The sequence below is a fragment of the Paenibacillus sp. FSL K6-1318 genome, assembly GCF_037976905.1.
GTDB lineage: Bacteria > Bacillota > Bacilli > Paenibacillales > Paenibacillaceae > Paenibacillus > Paenibacillus amylolyticus_A.
In genome coordinates this window covers 398,244-422,444 of the sequence record NZ_CP150270.1, presented here as the reverse complement: position 1 = coordinate 422,444, position 24,201 = coordinate 398,244, and the positions used below count along the sequence as shown (strand labels likewise).

The following is a 24,201-nucleotide window of genomic DNA, read 5'->3' as shown; positions in this document are numbered from 1 at the left end:
AAGTTTTGTCACCTTGACAGCGCATATGGGCCATGCCAGATTCGTTCTCCCGGTATTTAACGATAGGATTAAAGAAATATTTCATTTCCAATGATAGCGTTTACAAAAAGATGGATTTTCCGTTATGATATGGATATCGTTGTTAATCCGTGAAGCAGAGGGGTGCTGTACCATGAGTCTCATAGAGGATCGGATTGGACCCAAATATCGAATTGGTGAACATTCATTTACCATTGAACATATGCGTAGACAGGATGGGAACGGTATGCCACAGCCTCATGCTCATCCATTCTACGAACTGTATTACCTGCTTGAAGGGGAACGGGTCTATTCCATGAATGGTCAGATTTTGTCTGCCCGCAAGGGTGATTTTATTCTGATTAACCCACACGATGTACATACCACCTCCAAAGGAAGCATTCCCGGCTTTGAACGGATTCTAATCGGTTTTTCGCCTGCTTTTGCGACGGGGATGGAACTCGGCATATGTGGTCTGTTGCCTTTTAATTGCTCAAGACTCCTTCACCTGCCTGAAGCGGAACAGCCCGAGATGGAGCGCATATTGTGGCAGATGCTGCAAGAATGCAAAGAGCGCCGTCCTCACTATGAGATCGCGGTCAGAAGCCTGCTTGCCCAACTTTTGATTCGTATTCATCGGGTGGAGGAGGTCATCCGGCAGTCATGCCCAGGTCCGTTGCATCCGATGCAGGACAAAATCAGCGAAATTGTCACTTATGTAAATAACAACTATACGGAACCACTTACGCTGGAGGGTGCAGCCAATCGTTTCTATATCAGCCCTTCCTATCTGAGCCGGATGTTCAGCCGATTTACCGGGTTTCGGTTTAGCGAATATTTGCGTGTTGTTCGTGTCCGGGAGGCACAGCGAAGATTGCTGTCTACACAAGAGCGGGTACAAATGATTGCAGAAAAAGTAGGATTCGAGCATACGGCTCATTTTAACAAAACATTCAAACAGGTCACCGGTACAACACCGCTGCGCTATCGCAAGGAACACCGGTAGATCATTAGATAACTCCATATAGAAGCCGAGTGGGTAGCCTTGCTCCAGAGATTACGTATTCCTTATATCAAAAGGCATCACGATTACTGGATCTATAGCTACGCCACTACGGCTGAATTGGACCAACTTATATAAACCTAATCACATACCGTTTACCTGTTACACACCTTTTACCTGCGAATGATCACACCACTTCGTACCTCAGGACCCACAGAGATCTGACGCCCGTCTGTGTCGGCATCCCCTTCACGACATACAATGCCTGCGGACTCATGTCCGGTCACCATCAGAAGGCGGCCATCTGCACCCTTGCCCTGAATATCTTCCAGCTCTGCTCCTTTGCACTGATGCAAATGAATCAGCGGACCTTCCGTGATCTGAGCATACAATTCAGCGATATGCAGATGTTTCGCATGAGCACATTGGACACCACTGCGGGCTTGCACATTGTAGCGCTCAATTCTAACACCATCCAAAGGCAGCTCCGGCAACCCACTCACGAGCAATGCAGTGTCGGCACCGGCACAGACCACATCCGATATTCGAATATCCCGGAACACTGGCGTCTCTTCGCTAATCTCCTGAGACAGGTCACTGCCCCGAGCAGACCCTTCCTGATTCGCATAGAAAAAGGAAAACGAGATAGCTTCCATAATGATATCTTTCATATATATGCGCTCAATCTGAATATCCTCTACCACCCCGCCGCGTCCACGTGCGCTTTTGAAGCGAAGTCCAATGTCGGTTCCGATAAATGTACAATCCGACACACGCACATGCCGCACACCGCCGGACATTTCACTGCCAATCACGAAACCACCATGCCCATGATACACCGTGCAATCTCGAATGGTGATGTACTCCGATGGGAGACCCAGTTCACGACCTTCGGCATCCTTGCCTGATTTCAGACAGATTGCATCATCGCCAACATCGAATACGCTTTGCTCCACCACCACATGACGGCAGGATTCAATGTCCAACCCATCTCCATTCTGTGAGAACCACGGATTCCGTACGCTCACGTTACGAATAGTTACATGCTCCGATGCCCATGGGTGCAGATTCCATGCAGGCGAGTTCTGGAACGTTGGACCGTCCAGCAGTACCCGTTTGCATCTGCGCAAGCTGACCATGTTGGGGCGCAAAAAGTCTCTGACTTCTTCATAAGATGCCACATCACGTACCTGCTCCTGATGCAAACGATTCGCAATGCTACCGCCTTCACGTGCAGATGCGGATGGCCACCAGATCTCTTCATCTCCACTGGATTGCTCAACAACGCCACCCGAGGCAACCAATCGGTTCCATTGTGAAGTCGTCATTTTGGAACGTTTCACCGGACGCCAGGCTTCACCGCCCCCATCCCATATCCCTTCACCAGTAATCGCAATATCCTCCAGTTGATCCCCGTCGATCGGGGATTGGCAACGTACGACCTGCCAGCCCTCGAAGCTAGATACAATCAGTGGATATTGATCAAAATCTCGGCTAAACGTAACCAGTGCCCCTGCTTCCACATGCAGTTCGATACGGCTGCGCATTACAATCGGGCCTGTGAGCCATACTCCCGCAGGGATAACAATTCTGCCACCTCCTGCTTCGGCACATGACGCAATGGCAAGTCGGAACATCTCCGTATTATCCGTTACACCGTCTCCAACAGCTCCATAGTCTATAATTCGAAAATCCTGAGCAGGAATGACAGGCAAATTAACTTCATAAGCTCGAACATCGGACGGAGCACTTGCTCCTGTCGACAATGGGGAGTGATATGTATTCATCGTGCAGAATCATCCTCTCTACTTGTAATGGGATCGTTATGGGATCAATATTTCGCTTCTACCTTCTTTTTTCATTCAGACGAGTGCTCTCCGCTCCATCATATCAATGGCATGATGCATAGGGTTGAGCTTTTTTGCCATGTACGGTTAGAACTTGATGGAATTTGTTCTGTTGATCAGAGTCATAAATCGAACATCACTTTTAGTATACTCTATACAACTATTCCAAAGGTTGGTAAATAACTAGGAGATTAGATTCATTTTTCTGTCAGGATTCGTCACAAGAGATTTAATAACTTGACAGATATATAACACAATTACTGGCTATAGCCCTAGAAAGACCATTACTTATGTCATGTTTTATCACAAACCAATTGCCATAAGCAGGATGACTATGTATGATTAAATAACTAGTTTCAATTAATTCCTTATTATTCCTTTTCCACACAAACGTTGCAGAAAGGATGGGGTGTACTCTTGATTGAATTTAGGGGTGTCCAAAAGCATTTCGGTCATTTTCATGTCCTCAAGGATATCCATCTTCACATTGAAGAAGGAGAGGTCGTCGTCATTATCGGACCTTCCGGCTCCGGCAAAAGCACATTACTCCGTTGTATTAATCGCCTGGAGACCATTACTGAAGGTGAACTTGTCGTCAGTGGGATCCCTCTACATCAGAAAAAGGTGGACATTAACCTCTTCCGCCGTGACATCGGCATGGTATTTCAACACTTCAATCTCTATCCTCACAAAAAAGTCATCGATAACATTACCCTTGCACCCATGAAGGTGCGCAAACAACCCAAAGAACAGGCAGCATCAACGGCAATGAAGTATCTGACCCGGGTGGGCATTGCTGATAAGGCAGACAGTTATCCCTCCCAGTTGTCCGGTGGACAGCAACAACGGGTAGCGATCGCCAGGGGACTCGCGATGGAGCCCAAAATCATGCTTTTTGACGAACCCACCTCTGCACTCGATCCCGAAATGATCGGGGAAGTCCTCGATGTTATGCGCTCCCTTGCCCATAATGGCATGACCATGGTCGTCGTTACCCATGAGATGGGATTCGCCCGCGAAGTTGCGGACCGGGTCATCTTCATGGACGAAGGCCGAATTGTAGAAGAGGCCACCGCCGCTGAATTTTTTGACAACCCCAAAGAAGAACGAGCACAGCAATTCCTGAGCCGTCTGATTCATCATTGAGAATAATCCAATATTCCATTTTGAAAGGGGTCTTTATTCATGAAGAAATTATTGAAATGGCCATCATTTATGCTCGTCCTCATTCTCTCGCTTGTATTGTCCGGTTGTAGTACAGGTACAGATACACCTTCCGCGAGCGGTGGTGGTGATGCTGAGGCCAAAGGCACGATTGAGCAGATTAAAGAGCGCGGCAAACTCATTGCTGGCGTGAAATATGATACGAAGCTATTCGGATTGAAAGATCCCGCAAGTGGCAACGTTGAGGGGTTCGACATTGATATCGCCAAGGCACTCGCCAAGCAGATCCTCGGAGATGAAACGAAGGTCGAGCTGAAAGAGGTCACTTCCAAGACGCGTATTCCCATGCTGCAAAATGGAGACATCGACATCATTATCGCCACAATGACGATTACGGATGAGCGTAAGGAACAGGTGGATTTCAGTGACGTTTACTTTGAAGCCGGGCAGTCCCTGCTCGTGAAAAATGATAGTGCGATTACTGGCCTCGAAAGCCTCAGCGGTGTGAAAGTGCTCGCGGTGAAAGGCTCCACATCCGCTCAGAACATTCGCGAGAAAGCCCCGGATGCTGAGGTGCTTGAATTCGATAACTATCAGGATGCGTTCACCGCTCTCAAAGCCGGTAAAGGCGAAGCGCTGACCACAGATAACATCATCCTCATCGGTATGCAACAGACGGATAACAGCTTCCAACTGGTTGGTGGCAATTTCACAAGTGAACCTTATGGTATGGCCATCCGTAAAGGCGACACCGCCTTCGTCGAAGAGGTCAACACACTGCTCAAAAGCATGCAAGACAGCGGGGAATACGACACATTACATGAGAAATGGCTGGGCGCGAAGCCCGAGTAACCCCGATTAATGATGAGTAAGCGGCGACTTCGTCTGCTGGATGCGATGCATGAGCAGGCGTAATCGCCGTTTCTACATCTGGAGAACGGAGGCTTCGCCTATATGGGCACATTGGATTTCAACGTACTGATGCGACACTCGGATCGGTTCCTGGAAGGATTCCTGAATACCATTCAAGTGAGCATTATGGCTCTGATCGGCAGCTTTATCCTTGGCGCTATTCTAGCCATTTTTCGGATATCCCCTGTGAAACCGCTGAACTGGATCGGCACGGCTTTTGTGGAATTTATCCGGAACATCCCGCTTCTGCTGGTTGTATTTTTCTTCTATCTCGGACTGCCTGCACTCGGCATTTCGCTGGATGGGTTTGTCTCCGGTACTCTGGGTCTGACCATCTATACCGCCGCTTTCATTGCCGAAGCGATCCGAGCGGGCATTCAGACTGTGCCGCGTGGACAGCTGGAAGCTGCAAGATCCTCAGGCTTGTCCTATGTACAGGCCATGAACCTGATCATTTTGCCTCAGGCCATCAAGATTGTCTTGCCGTCTATTGGCAACCAGTTCATCAACCTGGTTAAAAACTCATCCATTCTTGCGGTCGTCGCCGGTATGGATCTCATGTATTTTGCCGACCTCGTTAACTCGGATACGTTCCAGCCGCTAAGTGTGTACACCATTGTTGCGCTGTTCTATCTGGTGCTGACGCTACCACTCAGCTTTCTGGTGCACTATATGGAGCGCAGGTTCGGACAGAGCGATGCAGAGGCGCGCAGCACCAAGGGCAAACCGAAGAAGAACAAACCTGCAGGTCAGGTCACCATGTAACAGATTGACTTGGATCGCTCTATAAACAGTCCATGCCCCATCTATTGATCTTCGATATTCCATTCCTGCATACAGAAGGAGGCTGATGAAATATGGACTTTAGCGGGGCCTATGCCTGGCCCAACCTTCGTTTCCTGCTTCAAGGATTCCTGATTACCCTGCAGGTAGCAGGGCTATCTATTGTATTCAGCTTCGTGCTCGGTACCGTGCTAGGGACGGTGCGGTTTACCCGCATCCCTGTTCTGTCGCAGATCGTGGCGGTGATCGTGGATACGATCCGGAATCTGCCGCTGCTGCTCATCATTTTCTTCATACACATCGTACTTCCGCAGCTCGGGATCAAAATGTCCGTCTTTTGGTCCACGGTCGTTGGATTGAGTCTGTTCGAAGGCGCGATGATCGCCGAAATCGTCCGTAGCGGTCTGAAATCCGTTGAGCGCGGTCAGGTGGAAGCCGCCCGCTCCTCGGGCCTGAGCTACATGCAGACCCTCGGTGGCATCATCATGCCACAGGCGCTACGCCGCATGTCCCCGCCGATGGTCAGTCAGTTCATCTCACTCCTGAAGGATACATCACTGGCGATCATCATCTCCCTGCCGGAGCTGATGCACAACGTGCAGATCCTTGGCGGTCAAAGTTTCGATTACATCATCCCGGCCCTGCTGCTTGCAGCCGTACTATATTTTGTCATCAACTACGCGCTGTCCATTGTCGCAAGACGACTTGAGGCACGAATGAATTGAGACAGTCCAAAGACTCCAAATCCACTTCTACGTGGTTTTGGAGTCTTGTTTATCTTTATTAGCTCTATTGGCATTAGGCTTGGAACGAACGGAGCCTCTCTCCCATTCTATTCCGCCCCATATACTCCAACTAAAAACAACCGACTGCATTATGCAATCGGTTGCCTATTCATAAATCCGGTCTTATATTTAAAACGATTATACTCATTAATCAGTTCATCCAGTAGCATCGATTGTTGAAGGACTTTGTTGTCTTGCATGCCATGATTCTCCGCCAAACGACTTAACTCTTGCCTATTCCGTTCGATTTTATCTTTGATCTGCCTCGGTTCACTCATAGCATGCACCCCCTCTTTGTATAACATTTTAGGATACATTGCCAAAAAATTCATATTTTATTCCTTTGCAGAATAAAATATTTATTTACATCGAGATACTTTCAACATCAAGCATTTTGCATGGAGACATGAACTCTCCTCATCTCTACAAGATGTGGGCAAAGAAATTTATAGCATGTCTACATATCGTATTCAAGAAAGTTCAAATCAATTGACACCAAAGTGAGTCATGGACATATTATCATTTTTTCCCCACGTGTTTTTGGTACCTTTCTCTCCAAAAAGTTAATAACTTTATCAGAAAGTAATCTATTCATATAGATAATTATCATCACCGTTCTGCATGCCAAAATAACGAAGTCTGTATCCCTCTCGATAACGAGCACGCAATGGATTTATGAAGTAATCATTTTCAAACTCAATGTAACCTGTTAAATAGAGCAGGATCAGATATTCCTCAAAACGCTGATTACCAAGAGTCATCTCACTCTCTTCCATCCCATAAAATACGTCAATTTCAAGATTTAATACAAGAGAAAATCCTCGTACAGTAGATTCAATTATCCATGCAAATTCTAGTGGCTCATGGATATCTTCATCCTTGTTCAGGCTAATTAATTGCTTAGTTCCCCTCTCATCCTTAAATACATAAGCTGCAACCGCCTGATCGAATCCGGCATAAGGGTCGTTACGCAAGTCGGAAAACTCCTCTAAATCGACCTTCTCAGCATAGTATTTCTCTGTTAGTCGTTCATGGATCTGCTCTAAAGTGAATGGATTAGGAATGTTTAAAGTTATATATTTGTCATAAAGCTTCTGTATATCAATCTGCAATGGAGAATCCTCTTTTCGTTATGTCATATTTAATAACTACTTCCTTTTTAATTTATTCTTATTAAGATGAATATATCTATTAATCAGTTCATCTAGAACCCTAGACTGTTGAAGAACTTTATAGTCTTGCATGCCATGTTGCTCTACCAAGAGACGAAGATGTTGTTTACTCTGTTCTATTTGGTCTCTAATCTGTATCAGCTCACTCACAGCATGCACCCCTTTTTCAACCTATTCTAGGGTACATTCTCTAAACAATGGATAATCGAATACTTTGCAAAAATCTAAACCTCACCATAATGAATGTTTAAGTGCATCGGCAATATCTCATACTCTTTATAGATTAGGATTTTATATATAATATTTCTCTATACTCCTGTTTTCTATTAGACCAGTGTACAGTTCTTCCTGCTCAGTCGTTGCTTGGCTTCTAAACTTCCCATAAAGATCAATCAATTTAATAGACATAAGATCATCGCTACTACTTGAAGCTATTTTCAAACTTGTCAGCAAATATTCAATACCCATCACATAATTTTGCTGGTTGAGTCTGTACTTCGATAACTCATAATAAAAGCGTATATACCTATGGTTTAACATCTGCTGGTTGTAGGTTCCTTCTAAATGTCTCTCCGTATTAAAATCTTGAATATACGAATCAAATCTATCCAATGCGAAATCGATGTTCAGCAAGTGTTGATTAGCTGACTGAACAATATTTACGAATGCTATTAAGATTTCGTGAGGATTAGATTCAAGGTAATCTAAATAGAATTCAATAACCTCATGCTCCCCACTACCTAAGCGATATAAATACCGATTCCCTTCTGCCCATCCTTTGAAACGATCTATTAATATCTGCTCTTCTTCGGTTGGGTTAGAAACCTCAACAACTTTTGCATAAACATCTGTGTATTCCAGTGCCTTTTCAAATTCCTTACGTGCTTCACATACACTTGCCTTCAATAAATTTGCGTACGCTTTATATGTGAATATGGGATAAAAGGTAAGCCTCTTTATATTTTTCCGCCTTCGAGATTGAAGTTCAAGCTGAAAATCAACTTTCCGTTCAAGTGCTTCCGCCAATTTATCGACTTTATCCCAATGATGTATTGTGTTATAAACATTTGCTAGGTCCTTGATTGCATCCAATTGTATCTCTTCATCGAGCTTCTCAATATATGGCTCAAATTTTATCGCTGCACTTAGATTATCGAATTGTTTAATGGTTTTATGGAGCAAAAAAATACGGTACTGGCATAAAGCCAACCGCTCCGAATGCTGATATTTTTCTCCATCTGCCACACATTCATATAAAATAAGCGCAGCTTCACTTAGCCCATTCTTATTAAATTCTTCGGCCATCTCAAATAATTCTGAAATGTAGGAGCGATCATCCGTAACTTGAATGACAACCTCTTGAATGCAAGCTAACTTATTAAACTCAGCACAACGATGAAGGAAAGGCTTTAAACGTCTCCAATGCGGAGCCGCTTCAATAAAGAACTCCACGCTGTACATTTCATAGAAGTAACCCTTTTCCAATCCCATACCTGCAGTGATCTGATCTAGCTGACTCACTGCCATTGGTCTGCTACCTTTAAGAATAGCACTCAAGGTTCCAACGTTAACACCAGTAATATCAGAGAATTGCTGCAATTTAAATCCATGTTCCCTCATGTGACTCTCAATATATGTGCGTATCGTAGGTGCAAGTTTCAATTCTCCCACCTCCATTAACCAAAATGAATTAATTATTCAATAAGTTATAATAAATGTAATTCTAATCTTGTGTTTTACAGCGGTCAATCTCCTCATAACAAAAAACTCACTCCCAATTTCGGAAGTAAGTTTATAACAATCAACAAATTTCTGATTTAATTATTACAGACCGCCTGCTCCATGCACGCTGAATAATGATTGAATAAGAGAAACATCGTCGAAAGTAACCAATTGACTAACGTTAATAACAATAAAGCTAAGCAAGATTAAATGCAGGATTTTCTTTTTTATCATAATAGCTCTGAACCTCCATCATTATTAATTTATACTGATGCTCAATTTCAGCATTTGCTATATTTCTATATCTCTCATATAACGCTACACAATGGATGATATCTGTTTGATTTTTTATTTTGACGGCTTCTCCCAAACAGTTCATCAGCTGCCTCATACCTTCTGGATACTCACAACGATTGAGGTGATAGATAGTACGTTCGAGTAAGAACGTGATGTACATATCTAATTCCACCTGTTCAGTATATCCCTTTAACCGCGTAACTTCTGAATTAATCTGATCGCTGAACTTGTAAATGATATCATCAATATTATGATCGAATTTATTAGCCGCCTCCAAAATATTTATCAGTGCAGGCAGCAATTCCATTTCATTTTGCTCTATATAATTCACGTAAGCCGGCAAAACACCTTGATCGCCCATCATTAACTTATATAGATAGCTATTTGCTTCCGTCCAACCCTCGAATTTATCAATATAAATCTGATCTTCTTCATCCGGTTCAGCAATTTTTGTAAGACTGGCGTAGAGCTCTGTATATTGTAGAGCTTCTTCGTAGCGTCCTTGTCTCTCACATGCGGAAGACTTCAGCAAATTTGAATATGCTCTATACACAAACAAAGGATATGCGGTTATCCGATCACTTTTATCAATTTTTTTCTTTGTGTATGATTGCAAAATTTTAGTCTTCTGCTCTAGATCTTCAGCCAAAGTGAATACCTTGTCCCAGTATCTTAGAGCCAAGTATGTATTCGCCAGGTCTTTTATCGCATCCAGTTGCCGTTCCTCATCCAGCCGGTTAATATACGGTTCGAAATGTACGGCCGCACGAAGATTCTCATGCTGGTCCTGACCGAGAGATAACGTAAAGATGCGATACTGACACAGAGCCAGACGTTCCGAGTGCTGGTATTTCTCACATTCCGCCACACATTCGTACAACATCCGTGCAGCCTTCGTCTGTCCACGTTCAAGCATGCCTTCCGCCATCTCGAACAACTCTGAGATATACGAGCGATCATCCGTCACTTGCTGGATAACCTTCTGAATACATTCCAGCTTGTCCAATTCAGCACAACGCTGCAGGAACGGCTCCAGTCTTCTCCAATGGGGCGCCGATTCCACGAAACATTCAGCCCCATAAACCTCGTAGAAATACCCCTCTTCCAGCTTCATGCCTTGGGTAATCAGATCCAGTTGAGCCATAGCGATGGGCCGAGTCCCCTTAATAATCGCACTAAGCGTTCCAGCGTTAACCCCCGATATATCGGCAAAATACTGAAGGGTGTACCCCTGTTTCCTGATGTAGTCCTCAATATATGAGCGTATCGTAGTTGTAGGTTCCATGTATCCCACCTCCACAATGAAAATCCATAATTTTGAATTTATATGATAAGCACAATTTTAATCCTAATTTTTACAGCGGTCAATAAAAATCGTGGCAATTTCCTTCACATGTAAGCAAGGAAGCCTGAATATTCCTGCTTATAGAAAAAATCCATTAGAAGAATCCGTGAGAACGTGATACATTTAATCCAACTTACATATCCTACTATTTCAATAGGATTATACGACACAGACATTATCAAATCAGTTCAAGGAGAAGGTCAGATGAAATTTGCCTTGTTTAGTCTCATGATGAATCTGCCTAATGCAGTAACCGGGGAAGCTCTGACGACTCAACAGAAATTCCACAATATATTAGAGCAAGTGAAGCTGGCTGAACGACTGGGATTCGATGCCTATGGAATCGGTGAACGACACGGTGCGCCTTTTCTATCTTCCTCGCCACCTGTCGTATTAACCGCAATAGCCGCAGCAACCACACGCATCCGGTTACTAACCACCGTCACTGTTCTTAGTATACTTGATCCGGTCCGGGTTGCCGAGGATTATGCCACGCTGGATCAATTATCGGGCGGACGGCTGGAGATGATCATCGGGAAAGGCAATGACCCTCGGCACTATCCGCTGTTCGGCATAAGCGAAGAGGAACAATGGGATTCACTAGATGAACGCTATCATCTGCTAAGACGGCTGTGGTCTGAAGAAAATATAACCTGGCAGGGAACGTATCGCCCTCCTCTTGAGGGAGTGACCACCTGGCCAAGGCCGCTTCAGCAATCCATCCCGATCTGGCATGGTAGCGCGTCCAGCACGGTCTCGACCGAACTCGCTGCCAAATATGGCGAGCCGCTCTTCACGTCGAACTCTTTTCATCCTCAGGCCAAATACAAAGCGCTAATTGATCACTATCGGGAGCGCCTCGATTATTATGGTCATGATCCGCAGCAGGCAGTGATTGGCTCCGGTGCCGGCAGTCTCTATCTTGCGGATACCGGTGAAGAAGCCATCCGTCGATATAAGCCGTATTATGAAGCGTTCCATGCCACCGCCGCCGCACAGCATAACCTGTCTCCCTTCACCGATCTGGAGGACAACATTGCACGTGGGCCCGCGTTGATCGGTAGTCCGGAGCAGGTCATTGAGAAAATTCTGGACTATCATGCCGCTTACGGACATCAGGTGCTGAGTATCAGCGTAGATGGACTGACGCATAGCGAGCAGTTGGAGCAAGTGGAGCGTTTTGCCAAGGAAGTGGCCCCTGTATTACGCCGCGAGCTACCTAGTTCGGTATGGAATGAACCCCCGGTGTTAACCCAGCACTCATCCTTCCTTCCCTCTAATGCTACAGATTCATGGCCCACAGCCATCTCACCTATATTCCAGGTTTAGTTGCCCCGTACAATATACACAAGTTCCTTCCAGGGTGATTCCTACGAATCGCCCTCTTCCCTCTTACTCACACTTGTATCGTCGCTCTTCCTGTACCTACTTGGACTGAATGCCTTCAAACAATGAACGGAGCAACACATCTACAAACTCATCATCCATTGCTTCACCCGTCACTAACATGCGATAGAACACTGGTCCGTAGATTAGATCAATGTACAATCCAATGTCTATCCCACTCTTCAATTCGCCGCGCTCCACACCCTTCTCCAGAATTCCCCGAGCTTCACGCCGACGTGGTTGGATATATCTTGTACGGTACTCTTCGGCAAGCCCTTCATCCGACTGCCCTTCTCCAATAATCTGCGTAATTACCTTGCCTTCCCGACTGGTCAAAAAACGAACCAGATTACTCGCATGTATGCGTATATCTTCCAATACCGAGCCTGTATCCGGTACTGGCAATCTTGCCGTTGCGGCAGACATATATCCGTCCATGATGACGGCGCCTTTGTTTGGCCACCATTTGTAGATAGTGGCTTTACTTACCTGTGCACGTTCAGCAATCTTCTCAATCGTAACTGTCCCGAATCCGTGCTCCAACAACAACTCGTACGACGCTGTAAGAATGGCATTCTGGGTTTCCATGTTACGCGGACGTCCTCTTTTTGCAGTCATTTTGAGCCCTCCTGGCTGTAAATCATATATATCATCATCAGTAATATTCATAAAAACGATACGTTCATTATACTAAACAGTGATGAGTACACACAATTCATACTCCGCTTACCTTTTCGTTCTCATTTAAAGTTTCATTAGAATTATGTAATGCCTATTTACAATACTAAACGTTTAGTTTATTATATGTTTGTAATTAGTGAACACAACGTTTAGTAATTAGCGTTTTTAAATACCACTTGTTTAGATCGAACATAAATTTGAAATCTGTGGAGGATGATTACGATGAATATGAGACAACAAGTGAAGCAGGCACCTGTGCCCACCTGGATTATTTTTTTGCTGGCCTCAGCTTGTGGATTGATTGTGGCAAACCTGTATTATGCTCAGACCGTTATCGGACCGATTAGTATTACAACAGGTCTGTCTTCTGCCGCTGCCGGATTGATTGTGACGTTGACACAGATTGGCTATGTCATTGGTTTGTTGTTCATCGTGCCGCTCAGTGACATTACCGAGAATCGGCGCCTGGTCGTGCTTTTCCTCAGCGTACTGGTCGTTGCCCTGATTGCTGCGGCTTTCTCGCCCACGGCTGTTGTATTTCTGACCGCCTCTCTGTTCATTGGCATAGGTTCTGTTGTCGCTCAGATTCTGGTGCCTTATGCGACGTATCTTACGTCCGAGGAACAACGTGGACGTGTTGTGGGCAATGTAATGAGTGGGTTGCTGCTGGGCATTATGCTGGCTCGTCCTGTCGCAAGCTTCATCACCAGCCTCTTCGGATGGCAGACGGTCTTTGTATTCTCCGCTATTGTCATAACACTTCTAATGCTGCTTCTGTCACGTGCTCTTCCTGCTCGCCAGCCTGAACCCGCCTTGAAATACGGGCAATTAATCGTGTCCTTGGGAACACTGTTCAGAACGATGCCTCTGCTGCGTCGTCGGGCGTTCTATCAAGCCAGTCTATTTGGTGCTTTCAGCTTGTTCTGGACCACGGTTCCACTCAGACTCGCTAACGATTTCGGTATGTCACAGCAAGGGATTGCCTGGTTCGCACTGGCTGGTGTCGGAGGTGCTATTGCCGCCCCCATTGCCGGGAGACTGGCAGACCGCGGGCTAACACGAATTCTGACGGGTGCTGCCATGGTGATCGCTGCTGCTTCTTTTGGTCTTGCTTATGCGTTCCAAAGCCACTCCACGTTAGCACTGATCCTGCTTGTGATCGTGGCGATCACTCTGGATATGGCTGTATCAGGGAATTTGGTGCTAGGTCAACGAATCATTTATTCCTTAGGAAGTGAAGCGAGAGGACGCGTGAATGGCATATTCATGTCGATCTTTTTTGTCGGCGGTGCGATTGGTTCATCTCTTGGAAGCTGGTCTTACGCCCATGGGGGCTGGAATCTTACAACGCTGATTGGCCTGATCATGCCACTACTCGCTTTGGTGTATTACTTTACGGAAAAGAAAGCGGTAGTTGTCAGCAATGAATAGAATGAATAGATCGTTCAATCCGCACGACGGAAAAAGGGCAGACTGATCTTCAGGATCAGTTCTGCCCTTCATGTTGTAATGATCACTTGGCTCCCTGTGACAGGAAGTTATCACTATGATTAAGATAGATACATTTGCGTATTAGGCTTTACTGTGAAGGGTAACTTGGTACCCGTCTGGGTCGGCAAATGTAAAGGTTCTCCCGAATGGTCCATCTATTGGTGCTGATGTAATCTTTACGCCTGCTGCAACAAGCTTGTCGTGAATTTCTTGCGTATCCGGGGCATGAAGCCACAGAGCGATACCAAGTCCCGGCTGAGTAACTGAACCAAGTTCGGTTCCCGGCAATAGGTCACGTAGAGCAAATGCAATAGGTTTTGTTTCAAAGACCACCGCATGAGGTGGTCCCGCCTGTGAGCGAACCAGTCCGAGATAGTTTTGATAGAATTCGGCAGAGCCTTCAAGATTGCTCACTTGAAGTGAAATGAAATCCGGTCCAATTGCTGACATAATGTAATGTCCTCCTTCATATTTGTATATCTAAATCATACAAGGCCGCTCTTGCCAACAGTATGTCAGTAGTGTTCTTTCATTTTTTCGATTTTCTCGGTTTCTTTGATTTCTTCTTTTACTCGTTTTCTCTCTTACACCAACACGGGCAGATGCGTATTCGCATCATACTCCACCAATTGCTCACCGGCATGCAATTTCCGGACCAGATCGGGATTTGCGATAAACGGTCTTCCGAACGCAGCCAGATCTATGCTTCCCTTGCCAATAGCGTGCTCCGCGGTATGAACATCCAAATCCCCCACACCAATGATGATTCCGTCCCACTGACTTCGAATCCGCTCGTGAAAGGACTGCTCCCCTTCCCACGCTTTCGTATATTGATCTGTTGAGGGATGCAAGATTGTAATTCCCGTCTCACGGAACAAGTCCAGATATGCATCGATCATTCCAGCTTTATCTGCCCAAGCATAGGATGCATCATCATCCTTTTTCTCGGAAAATCGTACCGATATGCGATCCACAGGGATCTCTTTTTTCACAGCCACAATAATATCCCGCAGGAACAGCAATCTGCCTGCAGTGTCGCCTCCGTATTCATCTGTTCTGTGGTTGGTCTTCTCATTGATAAACTGGTCGATCAGATACCCATGCGCAGCATGCAGCTCGATCCCGTCGAACCCTGCCAGAACCGCATTGCGGGCGGCCGTCTGAAAATGCTGAATTGTATCCCCTATATCCTGTGTACTCATCGCTTCTGGAACCTGATACGGCTTATGCAGCTTATGCACTCTTCCCTCTGCCGCAAGGCTGGAGGGTGCCAATGGAGCGGTTCCGATCAGATCGGAGTGGGACAACCTGCCGACATGCCATAGTTGAGCAATAATGGTGCCGCCATGACTGTGGACAGCATCCGTTACCCTTTTCCAAGAAATCGTCTGTTCATCTGTATATAAACCAGGGATGCCGTAAGTGCCTTTGCCTGCCAGATTCGGGTTAATGCCCTCGGTAATGATCAGCCCCACACCATCTCATCCGTGACGGTCCCCTTCTGATCATCAGCAAATCCCCGGGTCAACGGCGCCATCACAATTCGGTTCCTTAATTGCCACTGATGAATCGTCACCGGGCTCAATAATGTTGAACGTGTATTCATGTTATCCATGTCATATCCCTACTCTCTTCGTCATTAAGGATATTGTAAGGCGACCCTGATATATCGTAAAATGATTGAAATATATAGTTGTATCTCTCCGAGAGATACCTAACATCGGCATCAGCTGAAGCAGTTGAAGTTAATCCACGTCCAGGAGGACATAGCATGGAACTTTCCGATATTGATATTGTTCTCGCGGTGGCACGTTCAGGCAAAATCTCACAAGCTGCCAAAGAACTGAATTACGCGCAATCCAATGTCACCACACGCATCAAAAAACTGGAGCAGGAATATCAGATACAGCTGTTCAACCGATTTCCCAAAGGCGTTGTGCTGACCTCCAAAGGAGAACAGTTTGTTGAGTACGCCACGCGCATTCACAATCTTTTGCACGATCTGAAGCAGGATATGACCGACCCCGGGGAGCCTTCTGGCACGCTGAAAATCGGCATTGTGGAAACGGCAGCATCGAGCCGGTTTATGGAAATTCTGAATGAATATCAAATAACCTACCCGAAGGTGTCCATCTCACTCGTCAACGCCACTTCACCCAAAGTACTGCGCAAGAAAATACAGGACGATGAAATTGATGGTGCTTTTATCAGCGGGGCTTGTGTGAAGGAAGGTTTGAAGGTGGAGTACGAGATGCAGGACACCGTTCATATCATCGCCAAAAAGACAGACGCACCACCCGAAAGCCTGTGCCAAGTATCGTGGGTTGTTTTCCCCGAGGGCTGCCCGTATCGTGAAATAACCGAAGAATTTTTGCAGGAAGAGGGGCTGTCCGCTCGTAATATCATTGAAGTGAGTACGATGGAAAACCTGCTCAGCTGTGTGGCGTCTGGAATTGCTTTTACTATTATGCCGTGCAGCGTTATTCACAAGAAACCGAATGATTTCTCCGTATTCGATCTGGCAGATCGCTTTACTCATACCACGACAACCTTTGTCCGCGGTGAGGATCGTTATGTCAGTAGTGCGCTGGATCAATTCATGAAGCTGCTGAATCAGAAGTGCATTACGTTTTGATATAGATAACTTTTATAAGCAGCAGTATAGTATGTACATTCACAGCAGTCAGGAGAAGATCAGATGAAACTCACGAATCTTTTATATAGGCTCATTGATGCCCGGCGTGTCGACAACAATGCAGAACAAGTGTCCTTTCCATCCTGTCCACATCATACGCTGCTTGTTGTGATCAAAGGGAACTTAACTGTCAAAGTCGAAGACAAAATCATCTCCCTATGCGCCCCTCAAGTCCTTTCCGTCCCACCTTCTCACACCTGTAACGCAACTACCGAGGTACAGCCTGATTTTGAATGTGTCACCTTAACCTACAATGTCTACAACGAAGAATTGGATGGCAACATGCAGCGAGTTATTGATCCACATCTGGAATTCATTGCCGCTGTTGTTCCCTCAGCTCCCGTTCTCGCCATTCAAATCCATGAAGGTGTGCAGAAGGAAGATCCATGGGCTGGAATGGCACGTCAGATCCTCTTTCAGGAACTGTGTCTTGTCCTAATGAAGCAGAAGAAGCAAAAATTTCAGGAAGATACCGCGAGTGAAGCAGTACGACAGAGCCAGAAATATATCAATACACATTATCAGGAGAACTTCACACGCGAAAAACTGGCTGAAATAGCTGGACTGAGTGTCACCCGTTATTCCAGATTGTTCAAAAAAATGATCGGACAAGGCCCCATCGAATATTTGAACGCCGTACGCATCCGGGAAGCCGGTGATCTGCTACTGGCCTCAGACAACACGATCAAACAAACAGCACGCCAGGTCGGGTATGAAGATGAATTCTATTTCAGCCGAAAATTTAAAGCAACCACCGGATTGTCTCCCATGGTTTATATCAAAAAGCATCGCTCCGTAACACGTATCGCTTCAATTGCCCATCCATATACGGGGCATCTGCTTGCCCTTGGTATTGAGCCATATGCGGCACTGATTAATCCGGTCCATAGAACATCATATGAATTCAAAAATGTGATTCAAGTGGGCAGAGATCAGCCTGATCTGGAACTATTATTGAACGCACACCCGGAACTGATCATTGGGTATGAAGGAACCGATTATGAAGAGCCCAAAAAAGCCGAATTATTTCGGCATATCGCCTCCACTTGTACCATACCTTTTGCAGGAGATTGGCGTTCACAGTTGTACTCCATTGCACAATCCGTGGGCAAAATAACAGCTGGTGAAGAATGGCTGGAACGTTATGAGCTATCGGTCAACCGCAACATATCCGGCATACAACATGCCCTGGATGACCGTCCTGTGGCTGTGGCGCAATACGAGGATGGACAGTTCCGGGTCTACGGCAACCGTAATCTGGGGACGGTACTCTATGATGATTTGCAGTTATCCGTACCCCAAGCTCTACACCACGTATCCCATTCCCGTTTAATGTCACTGGAACAGCTCGTCCAGTCGGATATTGAACACTTCATTCTGTTTACAAGTGGCCAAGCAGACGAGCGTGCGCACACTGTAGCATCGCTTATGCAAAATTCAATCTGGCAGCAATGGGAGGCGGTTCGTACGAATCAAGTCTATGAATTGGGCGATTCCTCCCCCTACTCCTGTTATACTTCCTTGGCTCATAATCTGTTTCTGAATCGGGTTAGTCAATTGTTCCTAAGCCAAACGTCCATGCATTAAACAGGAATATCCATGGATTACGATTTGGAATGCACCTATAATTATTTTGATAATGATAATCAAAATCAGTTAAAGGGTGTGTACAACGTGTCTTTACCTAACAACCAACGCTTTTCTTCCTTTTTCAAATCAGGACGATTCCTTATAACCATTCTTCTTCTATGCAGCATGCTTGCAGGCTGTGGAACTTCCCAGAACAGCGGGAACTCCGCTTCACCCGGGTCCAATGGGGCAGAGCCCTCAACCGCTGAACAGGGAAGTGAGAATACACGCACCATTTCCACGATCAAAGGGGATATCGAAATTCCTGCTGAACCCAAGAAAATCGCGGGAATGCTCTACGTCTTTGCCGACCAATTGCTCACACTGGGCATTGAACCGACAGCCATGGTTACGTATAACGATCTCGGATTCCCTGAATATCTGGCAGATCAGATGAAAGATACCACTGCCGTAGGTTCCGGCGAGTCACCCAATTTTGAAGCATTGCTCCAGGCTGAGCCGGATCTCATTCTGGCCTCCAAAACGTTAAATGAAGCAAACTATGAGCAACTCTCCAAGATTGCTCCAACGATCCTTTTTGATAATGAAGAAAAAGGAGACTGGGAGCGATTCATGGAAACGGCAACCGTTCTTGGCAAAGAAAAAGAAGCCCAAGCGGTCAAAGACGCCTATGATGCCAAAGTGGCCACAACTCATGATGAGCTTGCCGTAAAAGCCAAAGACGAAACGGTGGCCTACATGCGCGTACAGGATAAACAGCTTCAGTTGATTAAACCTGATGATAACTTCACTCTGTTTGGTGCTCTGGGCTTGACCCCTGCTTCAGTAGACAGTGTAGATTTCGAGGGATCATGGAATGTGGCAATTTCCGAGGAAATTCTGCCTGAGCTGAACCCGGATCGACTGTTTATTATTCTTCGTCCAGGAGAAGAAAACAAGGTTGTGCTTAATAACATCATGGATACTTCCATCTGGTCCAATCTGAATGCAGTCCAGAACGATCATGTATATATCGGTGATGCCAACCTGTGGTTTGCAGGATACGGTCCCATCGGTCTGAACAAAATTATTGATGAGATCGCTGCTTCCTTCGAGTTATAGAGGGACATGATGAAACCTAAAACAAGTCTTAGGCAGACCGTGATCGAAAGACGTACGATTCAGGAATTTAATGGCCTACCCATTCCCTTGGAAACGATTCATGAGATTCTGGAGGCAGCGATATGGGCACCTTTTCATTCCAAAAAGGAACCTTGGCGCTTCATCCTGTTTATGAATGAGGGCAGAGAAACATTCGCGAGCGCTGTATTGAGTACACGCAATCCTGAATTTGTAGCAAAGTACGGACAACAAATCAGAACTGCCTATTGTGCACAGACACCTGTGCATCTGGTTGTGGTTATGACAGCCAACCTGCCCTCCAAAGCGTGGGAAGAGGCTTTTGCTGCAACCTCGGCACTGATCCAGAACATACAGTTGCTTGCCTGGGAACAACACATCGGCGTCGTATGGAAGACAAGTCCTTTCAACGAAAGTCCACTATTCTGTGAAGCCATTGGTGTGACATCAGAGGAAAAAATAGTAGGTACACTTCACATGGGGTATTTTAACGCTGAAGATCAGCCCATGCCCAAGCCTCGCGCACCTCTCCCTCAACTATTGCATCTCATTGATCACTAAATAGACTTAAAACATATGGAATCTAGACCATAAAAAAGAAGACAAAAGCACTCATAAAGAGTGCCTTTTGTCTTCTTTCCCCTATATCACATTCAACTGGCGCTTACTCCACCTTGAATCTTGCGGCAGATTCGGCCAGCTTTTGCGTCAATTGATCGATCGTATCGACCATGTTCGCCAACTGCTGCACTGTCGAAGACTGCTCCATCATGGTTGCCGTTACCTCTTCAACCGAAGCGGACACCTGCTCTCCTGAAGCTGACAAACTATGTGCCGACTCCAGTACGTCGTCCTTGTTCTGCAACATCTCCTGCATCTGTCCTGCCATCGTGGCGATCTGCTGATTAATGACCGTCACCTTCTCCAAAATCACATCAAACGCCTGGCGGGTCTGAATGACAAGCTCATCCTGTCTGGACGAGATGGTGTGAATTTCCGCAACACTTTGGTTGTTCTCGGCGACATCGGCCAGATTCTGCTCGATAATGCTGGAGATTTCCTTGGACTGGCGGGAACTCTGTTCGGCTAAATTGCGAATCTCTTCGGCCACAACCGCAAATCCTCTGCCATGCTCTCCAGCCCGTGATGCTTCGATTGAAGCATTCAATGCAAGCAGGTTCGTCTGCTTGGCGATCTGGCTGATGGCTTCCGTGATCTGACTAATACTGCCCGAACTGGTTTGAAGTTTAACGGTAATCTCAGAGATTTTCTCCACTTCCCGTTCGTTCAACTCATTGATACGCATCAGTTCATTGACGACTTCATTCCCGTTGTGGAATACATTTTCGATCTCATCTGCTCTTGCCTTCACATCTTGTGCACTGCTGTTCATGGCAGCCACTTTATCGCCGAAGCTGTTGAATTTGCCTGCAATCTGCTCCGTATCTTCCGATTGGGCCTCCATCGCCTTCGCGATCCCCATGGACGTCGCCGATGTCTCATCAATGGATCTGGCCGTCTGTCTGGATGTCTCCTCCAGCTCCTGCGTGCTGGCCTGAAGGACATGAATCGAACTATTCATATCGGTAATCAGGTTCCTGTTCTGCTCCACCATACCATTAAAGCTTTCAGCCAGATCCTTGAATTCACTATTATATCTGCCATTGGCCTTAACGGTCAGATTCCCCTGAGCAAGCTGTTGGAACAGCCCGATCAGACGAATGATAGGTCTCGTAATACTACGAGAGATCAGCAATCCCACGCCAATAGCCAGAGCTATTCCAATCAAGGTCACGATAACCATCTGGCGCTGCATATCCTCTAATGGACGCTTGATATCGTCATAATCATCAATAATGACCACGGAGAGATCTGCACCAGGAATCTGATTCACACGATAATAGGTATCATCTCGATCCATCGAAGTAATTTTCACTTCATCGGTGGCTCTATCCGCAATAACTCCCATCGCTTCCTTGTCCTCTTCCAGCGTTTGTCCCACAACGGAAGGGTCCAGTGAATCATACATAATGATGCCACTCCGGCTCAGCACTTCAACTCTGCCTTGACCATTGATTTTAATATCTCCGAGTTGCCCCAGGAAGAAGCTGCTGTCCACCGACATGGCGAACACCCCCAGAATATTGCCCTCTTCATCGGTGATAGGCTCTGAGAAGGCAATAATAAGCTTCTTGCTGTTCTTCGATACGATTGCATCACTGATGAAGGATTTCCCCTGTATGGACTCCTTGAAATATTCCCGGTCTCCCCGTGGCTGTCCAATCACTTCCGGCATCGTTCCCGCCACAATGTTTCCTTCCTTGTCGAACACAAACAAGTCCGGCTTGGTGCCTACCGTATCGGGTATACTGTCCGCGAGAATCGTATTCGCTCTATTGAAGTATGGATTCTCATCTGTGAAAAAGGTCTCATCTGTCATTTCGTTCGTATCACGCAACTTCAAGAGATCTTTGAACGTGTTATGTACGGATATCGCATGACTCATCTGTTGCTGAAGCTGCATCGCTGTCCAAAGCCCTTCCCCAAGGCGGTCAGCCATCACATTAATCTCATCCTTGCTTTTCCGGACCACAACATCAGATGAAATCATATAACTTGTGGTCGTTGCACCAAGCAGAACCAGCACAACCAATACACTGATCATGATCGGCAGCTTGATTTTAAGGGACATATTTTTGATCCTATGCCCTATCCCTTGCTTTTCCCCCATTTTCCCCATTTCCACTTCTCCCCACTTCCTGAACCATCTCCATCTGAACGATGTATATTCATTATCGGAAATATGCATAGTGGAATTGATGTATTAGGGAGATATTGCCACTGTTTTTCTTTTTTTAATTCTAATAGTAATACAAAAACTGCCTGTCAGATCGACACGATCCATCTCTGGAATGGATGTTGCCGTTATCTAACAGACAGTTTTCAGATTACAAGATGAATGGATGAAGCTTACTTGCGCAATCTCCGGGAACTCAAAGCGTGATGACCATTCTGCAGGAATGTGCTACGCGTATTCTTCATCTGTTCTATCCGTCGCTCAGCCAGACGATCTGCGGCAACATAAGTTGCGATGCCTTCGGTACGTGAGCTTTCGAATATTTTCTCCAGATTGGTATAGATCTCTCCGATCTTGCTCCACGCCCGATCCGCGTTATAACCATTCAGCTCATCTGCAATATTGATCACACCACCAGCATTGATGACGTAGTCAGGCGCGTAAACGATGCCCATATCATACAGTTGATCTCCATGACGGGTCTCCAGTAGCTGATTATTCGCACAACCCGCTACTACCTTCGCCTTGAGCGTCTTGAGCGTATCGTCATTAATCGTGCCACCCAGCGCACATGGTGCATAGATATCACAATCCACACCCGTGATGTCTGCGGGATCCACAGCGGTCGCGCCGAAGCGATCCACAGCCTGCTTGACCGAATCCTTATGGATGTCCGTAACGATCAGACGTGCACCTTCCTCATACAGATATTTGCATAGATGCATCGCGACATTGCCCACACCTTGGACCGCTATCGTTTTGCCTTCCAGCATATCCGTTCCAAATGCTTCTTTGGCTGCTGCCTTGATCCCGCGATATACACCCCAAGCCGTTGCAGGCGATGGATTCCCGGATGAACCATAACTTGCCGAGATGCCTGTTACATAATCGGTTTCCTGATAGATCAGGTTCATGTCCTCTTCCGTCGTTCCCACATCTTCGGCCGTGATATAACGTCCGTTCAATCCTTGAATGTAGCGGCCAAACGCCCGAAACATTGCTTCGTTTTTGTCACGCCGCGGATCTCCGATGATAACGGTCTTGCCACCGCCCAGATTGAGGCCGGATATCGCATTCTTATATGTCATACCACGGGCAAGGCGCAGGGCGTCTTCAATGGCTGCTTCCTCTGAAGCGTAAGTCCACATCCGCGTTCCTCCCAGCGCAGGGCCGAGTGTTGTGTCGTGTATGGCGATAATTGCTTTTAACCCTGAATTTCGATCCTGGCACAGAACCAGTTCCTCATAATCGTGATGCTCCATTGCTTCAAACCAACTCATGTGCTAACCGTCTCCTCCAACCATTTTTGCGATCCAATCGCAGTGTTCTCTATTTAATTACCATCCTCTATTGTACCCATGAATACCCAGTTTGTGCAAAATCACATCGCAATG

Annotated in this window: 23 protein-coding genes; 11 read left to right on the top strand and 12 right to left on the bottom strand. The window is 46.1% G+C overall.

Going from position 1 to position 24,201, the window contains the following annotated elements; all coding sequences use genetic code 11:
- The first annotated feature begins 172 nt into the window (after window positions 1–172).
- On the top strand, window positions 173–1,024 hold the full coding sequence (locus tag NYE45_RS02040; protein WP_264933453.1) for an AraC family transcriptional regulator: 852 nt from the start codon (window positions 173–175) through the stop codon (window positions 1,022–1,024).
- A 170-nt stretch (window positions 1,025–1,194) separates the two neighbouring features.
- Here NYE45_RS02040 and NYE45_RS02035 read toward each other — a convergent pair whose 3' ends face one another.
- Window positions 1,195–2,808, bottom strand: coding sequence for a glycoside hydrolase family 28 protein (locus NYE45_RS02035; protein WP_340015360.1), 1,614 nt, complete (start codon window positions 2,806–2,808; stop codon window positions 1,195–1,197).
- A gap of 453 nt (window positions 2,809–3,261) precedes the next feature.
- On the opposite strand from NYE45_RS02035, the gene NYE45_RS02030 reads away from it, so the two are divergent.
- The 4 genes from NYE45_RS02030 (at window position 3,262) to NYE45_RS02015 (ending at window position 6,452) form a co-directional block, all read left to right on the top strand.
- The gene (locus tag NYE45_RS02030) at window positions 3,262–4,014 is read left to right on the top strand and encodes an amino acid ABC transporter ATP-binding protein (RefSeq protein ID WP_340015359.1); all 753 of its coding nucleotides are present in this window, start codon (window positions 3,262–3,264) and stop codon (window positions 4,012–4,014) included.
- 39 nt (window positions 4,015–4,053) lie between these two features.
- Window positions 4,054–4,884, top strand: coding sequence for a transporter substrate-binding domain-containing protein (locus tag NYE45_RS02025; RefSeq protein WP_076332615.1), 831 nt, complete (start codon window positions 4,054–4,056; stop codon window positions 4,882–4,884).
- Between the two features lie 102 nt (window positions 4,885–4,986).
- The gene (locus tag NYE45_RS02020; RefSeq protein WP_076332614.1) at window positions 4,987–5,709 is read left to right on the top strand and encodes an amino acid ABC transporter permease; all 723 of its coding nucleotides are present in this window, start codon (window positions 4,987–4,989) and stop codon (window positions 5,707–5,709) included.
- 92 nt (window positions 5,710–5,801) lie between these two features.
- The gene (locus tag NYE45_RS02015; RefSeq protein WP_340015358.1) at window positions 5,802–6,452 is read left to right on the top strand and encodes an amino acid ABC transporter permease; all 651 of its coding nucleotides are present in this window, start codon (window positions 5,802–5,804) and stop codon (window positions 6,450–6,452) included.
- A gap of 149 nt (window positions 6,453–6,601) precedes the next feature.
- On the opposite strand, the gene NYE45_RS02010 is transcribed toward NYE45_RS02015, so the two are convergent.
- The 5 genes from NYE45_RS02010 to NYE45_RS01990 all read right to left on the bottom strand — a co-directional run bounded on the left by NYE45_RS02010 (window position 6,602) and on the right by NYE45_RS01990 (window position 10,988).
- Window positions 6,602–6,790, bottom strand: coding sequence for an aspartyl-phosphate phosphatase Spo0E family protein (locus NYE45_RS02010; protein WP_062837171.1), 189 nt, complete (start codon window positions 6,788–6,790; stop codon window positions 6,602–6,604).
- Window positions 6,791–7,099: 309 nt separating this feature from the next.
- Window positions 7,100–7,624 carry a pyruvate kinase gene (locus NYE45_RS02005; RefSeq protein WP_340015357.1) on the bottom strand — a complete coding sequence of 175 codons (525 nt, stop codon included), beginning with the start codon at window positions 7,622–7,624 and terminating at the stop codon, window positions 7,100–7,102.
- A gap of 36 nt (window positions 7,625–7,660) precedes the next feature.
- A complete protein-coding gene (locus NYE45_RS02000) occupies window positions 7,661–7,834 on the bottom strand; it encodes an aspartyl-phosphate phosphatase Spo0E family protein (protein ID WP_339168193.1) in 174 nt (57 codons plus the stop codon).
- A gap of 141 nt (window positions 7,835–7,975) precedes the next feature.
- Window positions 7,976–9,346, bottom strand: a complete 1,371-nt coding sequence (locus NYE45_RS01995; protein ID WP_340015356.1) for a transcriptional regulator — start codon at window positions 9,344–9,346, stop codon at window positions 7,976–7,978.
- Window positions 9,347–9,602: 256 nt separating this feature from the next.
- Entirely contained in the window at window positions 9,603–10,988 is a 1,386-nt protein-coding gene (locus NYE45_RS01990) for a transcriptional regulator (protein WP_340015355.1), read from the bottom strand.
- 264 nt (window positions 10,989–11,252) lie between these two features.
- Between NYE45_RS01990 and NYE45_RS01985 the strand changes: the two genes are divergently transcribed.
- Window positions 11,253–12,377: an LLM class flavin-dependent oxidoreductase gene (locus tag NYE45_RS01985; RefSeq protein ID WP_340015354.1), complete on the top strand. Its 1,125-nt coding sequence runs from the start codon at window positions 11,253–11,255 to the stop codon at window positions 12,375–12,377.
- A 96-nt stretch (window positions 12,378–12,473) separates the two neighbouring features.
- Here NYE45_RS01985 and NYE45_RS01980 read toward each other — a convergent pair whose 3' ends face one another.
- Window positions 12,474–13,052, bottom strand: a complete 579-nt coding sequence (locus NYE45_RS01980; RefSeq protein WP_340015353.1) for a TetR/AcrR family transcriptional regulator — start codon at window positions 13,050–13,052, stop codon at window positions 12,474–12,476.
- A 285-nt stretch (window positions 13,053–13,337) separates the two neighbouring features.
- Here NYE45_RS01980 and NYE45_RS01975 point away from each other — a divergent pair, with 285 nt between their 5' ends.
- Window positions 13,338–14,546, top strand: a complete 1,209-nt coding sequence (locus tag NYE45_RS01975; RefSeq protein WP_340015352.1) for an MFS transporter — start codon at window positions 13,338–13,340, stop codon at window positions 14,544–14,546.
- A 141-nt stretch (window positions 14,547–14,687) separates the two neighbouring features.
- Here NYE45_RS01975 and NYE45_RS01970 read toward each other — a convergent pair whose 3' ends face one another.
- From NYE45_RS01970 to NYE45_RS01960, 3 genes are all read right to left on the bottom strand, one after another.
- Complete coding sequence (locus NYE45_RS01970; RefSeq protein ID WP_340015351.1) at window positions 14,688–15,056, bottom strand: VOC family protein; 369 nt, start codon at window positions 15,054–15,056, stop codon at window positions 14,688–14,690.
- A gap of 134 nt (window positions 15,057–15,190) precedes the next feature.
- Window positions 15,191–16,081 (bottom strand): alkene reductase, encoded by an 891-nt coding sequence (locus NYE45_RS01965; protein ID WP_340015350.1) that lies wholly within the window; start codon window positions 16,079–16,081, stop codon window positions 15,191–15,193.
- Window positions 16,072–16,212, bottom strand: coding sequence for a hypothetical protein (locus NYE45_RS01960; RefSeq protein ID WP_340015349.1), 141 nt, complete (start codon window positions 16,210–16,212; stop codon window positions 16,072–16,074). Before NYE45_RS01960 ends, NYE45_RS01965 begins: the two co-directional genes overlap by 10 nt.
- Before the next feature lie 165 nt (window positions 16,213–16,377).
- On the opposite strand from NYE45_RS01960, the gene NYE45_RS01955 reads away from it, so the two are divergent.
- From NYE45_RS01955 to NYE45_RS01940, 4 genes are all read left to right on the top strand, one after another.
- Window positions 16,378–17,241 (top strand): LysR family transcriptional regulator, encoded by an 864-nt coding sequence (locus NYE45_RS01955; protein ID WP_340015348.1) that lies wholly within the window; start codon window positions 16,378–16,380, stop codon window positions 17,239–17,241.
- 63 nt (window positions 17,242–17,304) lie between these two features.
- Entirely contained in the window at window positions 17,305–18,888 is a 1,584-nt protein-coding gene (locus NYE45_RS01950) for an AraC family transcriptional regulator (protein ID WP_340015347.1), read from the top strand.
- 87 nt (window positions 18,889–18,975) lie between these two features.
- Window positions 18,976–19,992 carry an iron-siderophore ABC transporter substrate-binding protein gene (locus NYE45_RS01945; RefSeq protein ID WP_340015346.1) on the top strand — a complete coding sequence of 339 codons (1,017 nt, stop codon included), beginning with the start codon at window positions 18,976–18,978 and terminating at the stop codon, window positions 19,990–19,992.
- Between the two features lie 9 nt (window positions 19,993–20,001).
- On the top strand, window positions 20,002–20,571 hold the full coding sequence (locus NYE45_RS01940; protein WP_340015345.1) for a nitroreductase: 570 nt from the start codon (window positions 20,002–20,004) through the stop codon (window positions 20,569–20,571).
- Between the two features lie 103 nt (window positions 20,572–20,674).
- Here the strand turns inward: NYE45_RS01940 and NYE45_RS01935 are convergent, their stop codons facing one another.
- Together NYE45_RS01935 and NYE45_RS01930 are read right to left on the bottom strand one after the other, a co-directional pair.
- Entirely contained in the window at window positions 20,675–22,702 is a 2,028-nt protein-coding gene (locus tag NYE45_RS01935; protein WP_340015344.1) for a methyl-accepting chemotaxis protein, read from the bottom strand.
- Between the two features lie 278 nt (window positions 22,703–22,980).
- Window positions 22,981–24,087, bottom strand: coding sequence for a Glu/Leu/Phe/Val dehydrogenase (locus NYE45_RS01930; protein ID WP_145152180.1), 1,107 nt, complete (start codon window positions 24,085–24,087; stop codon window positions 22,981–22,983).
- Window positions 24,088–24,201: the final 114 nt, after the last annotated feature.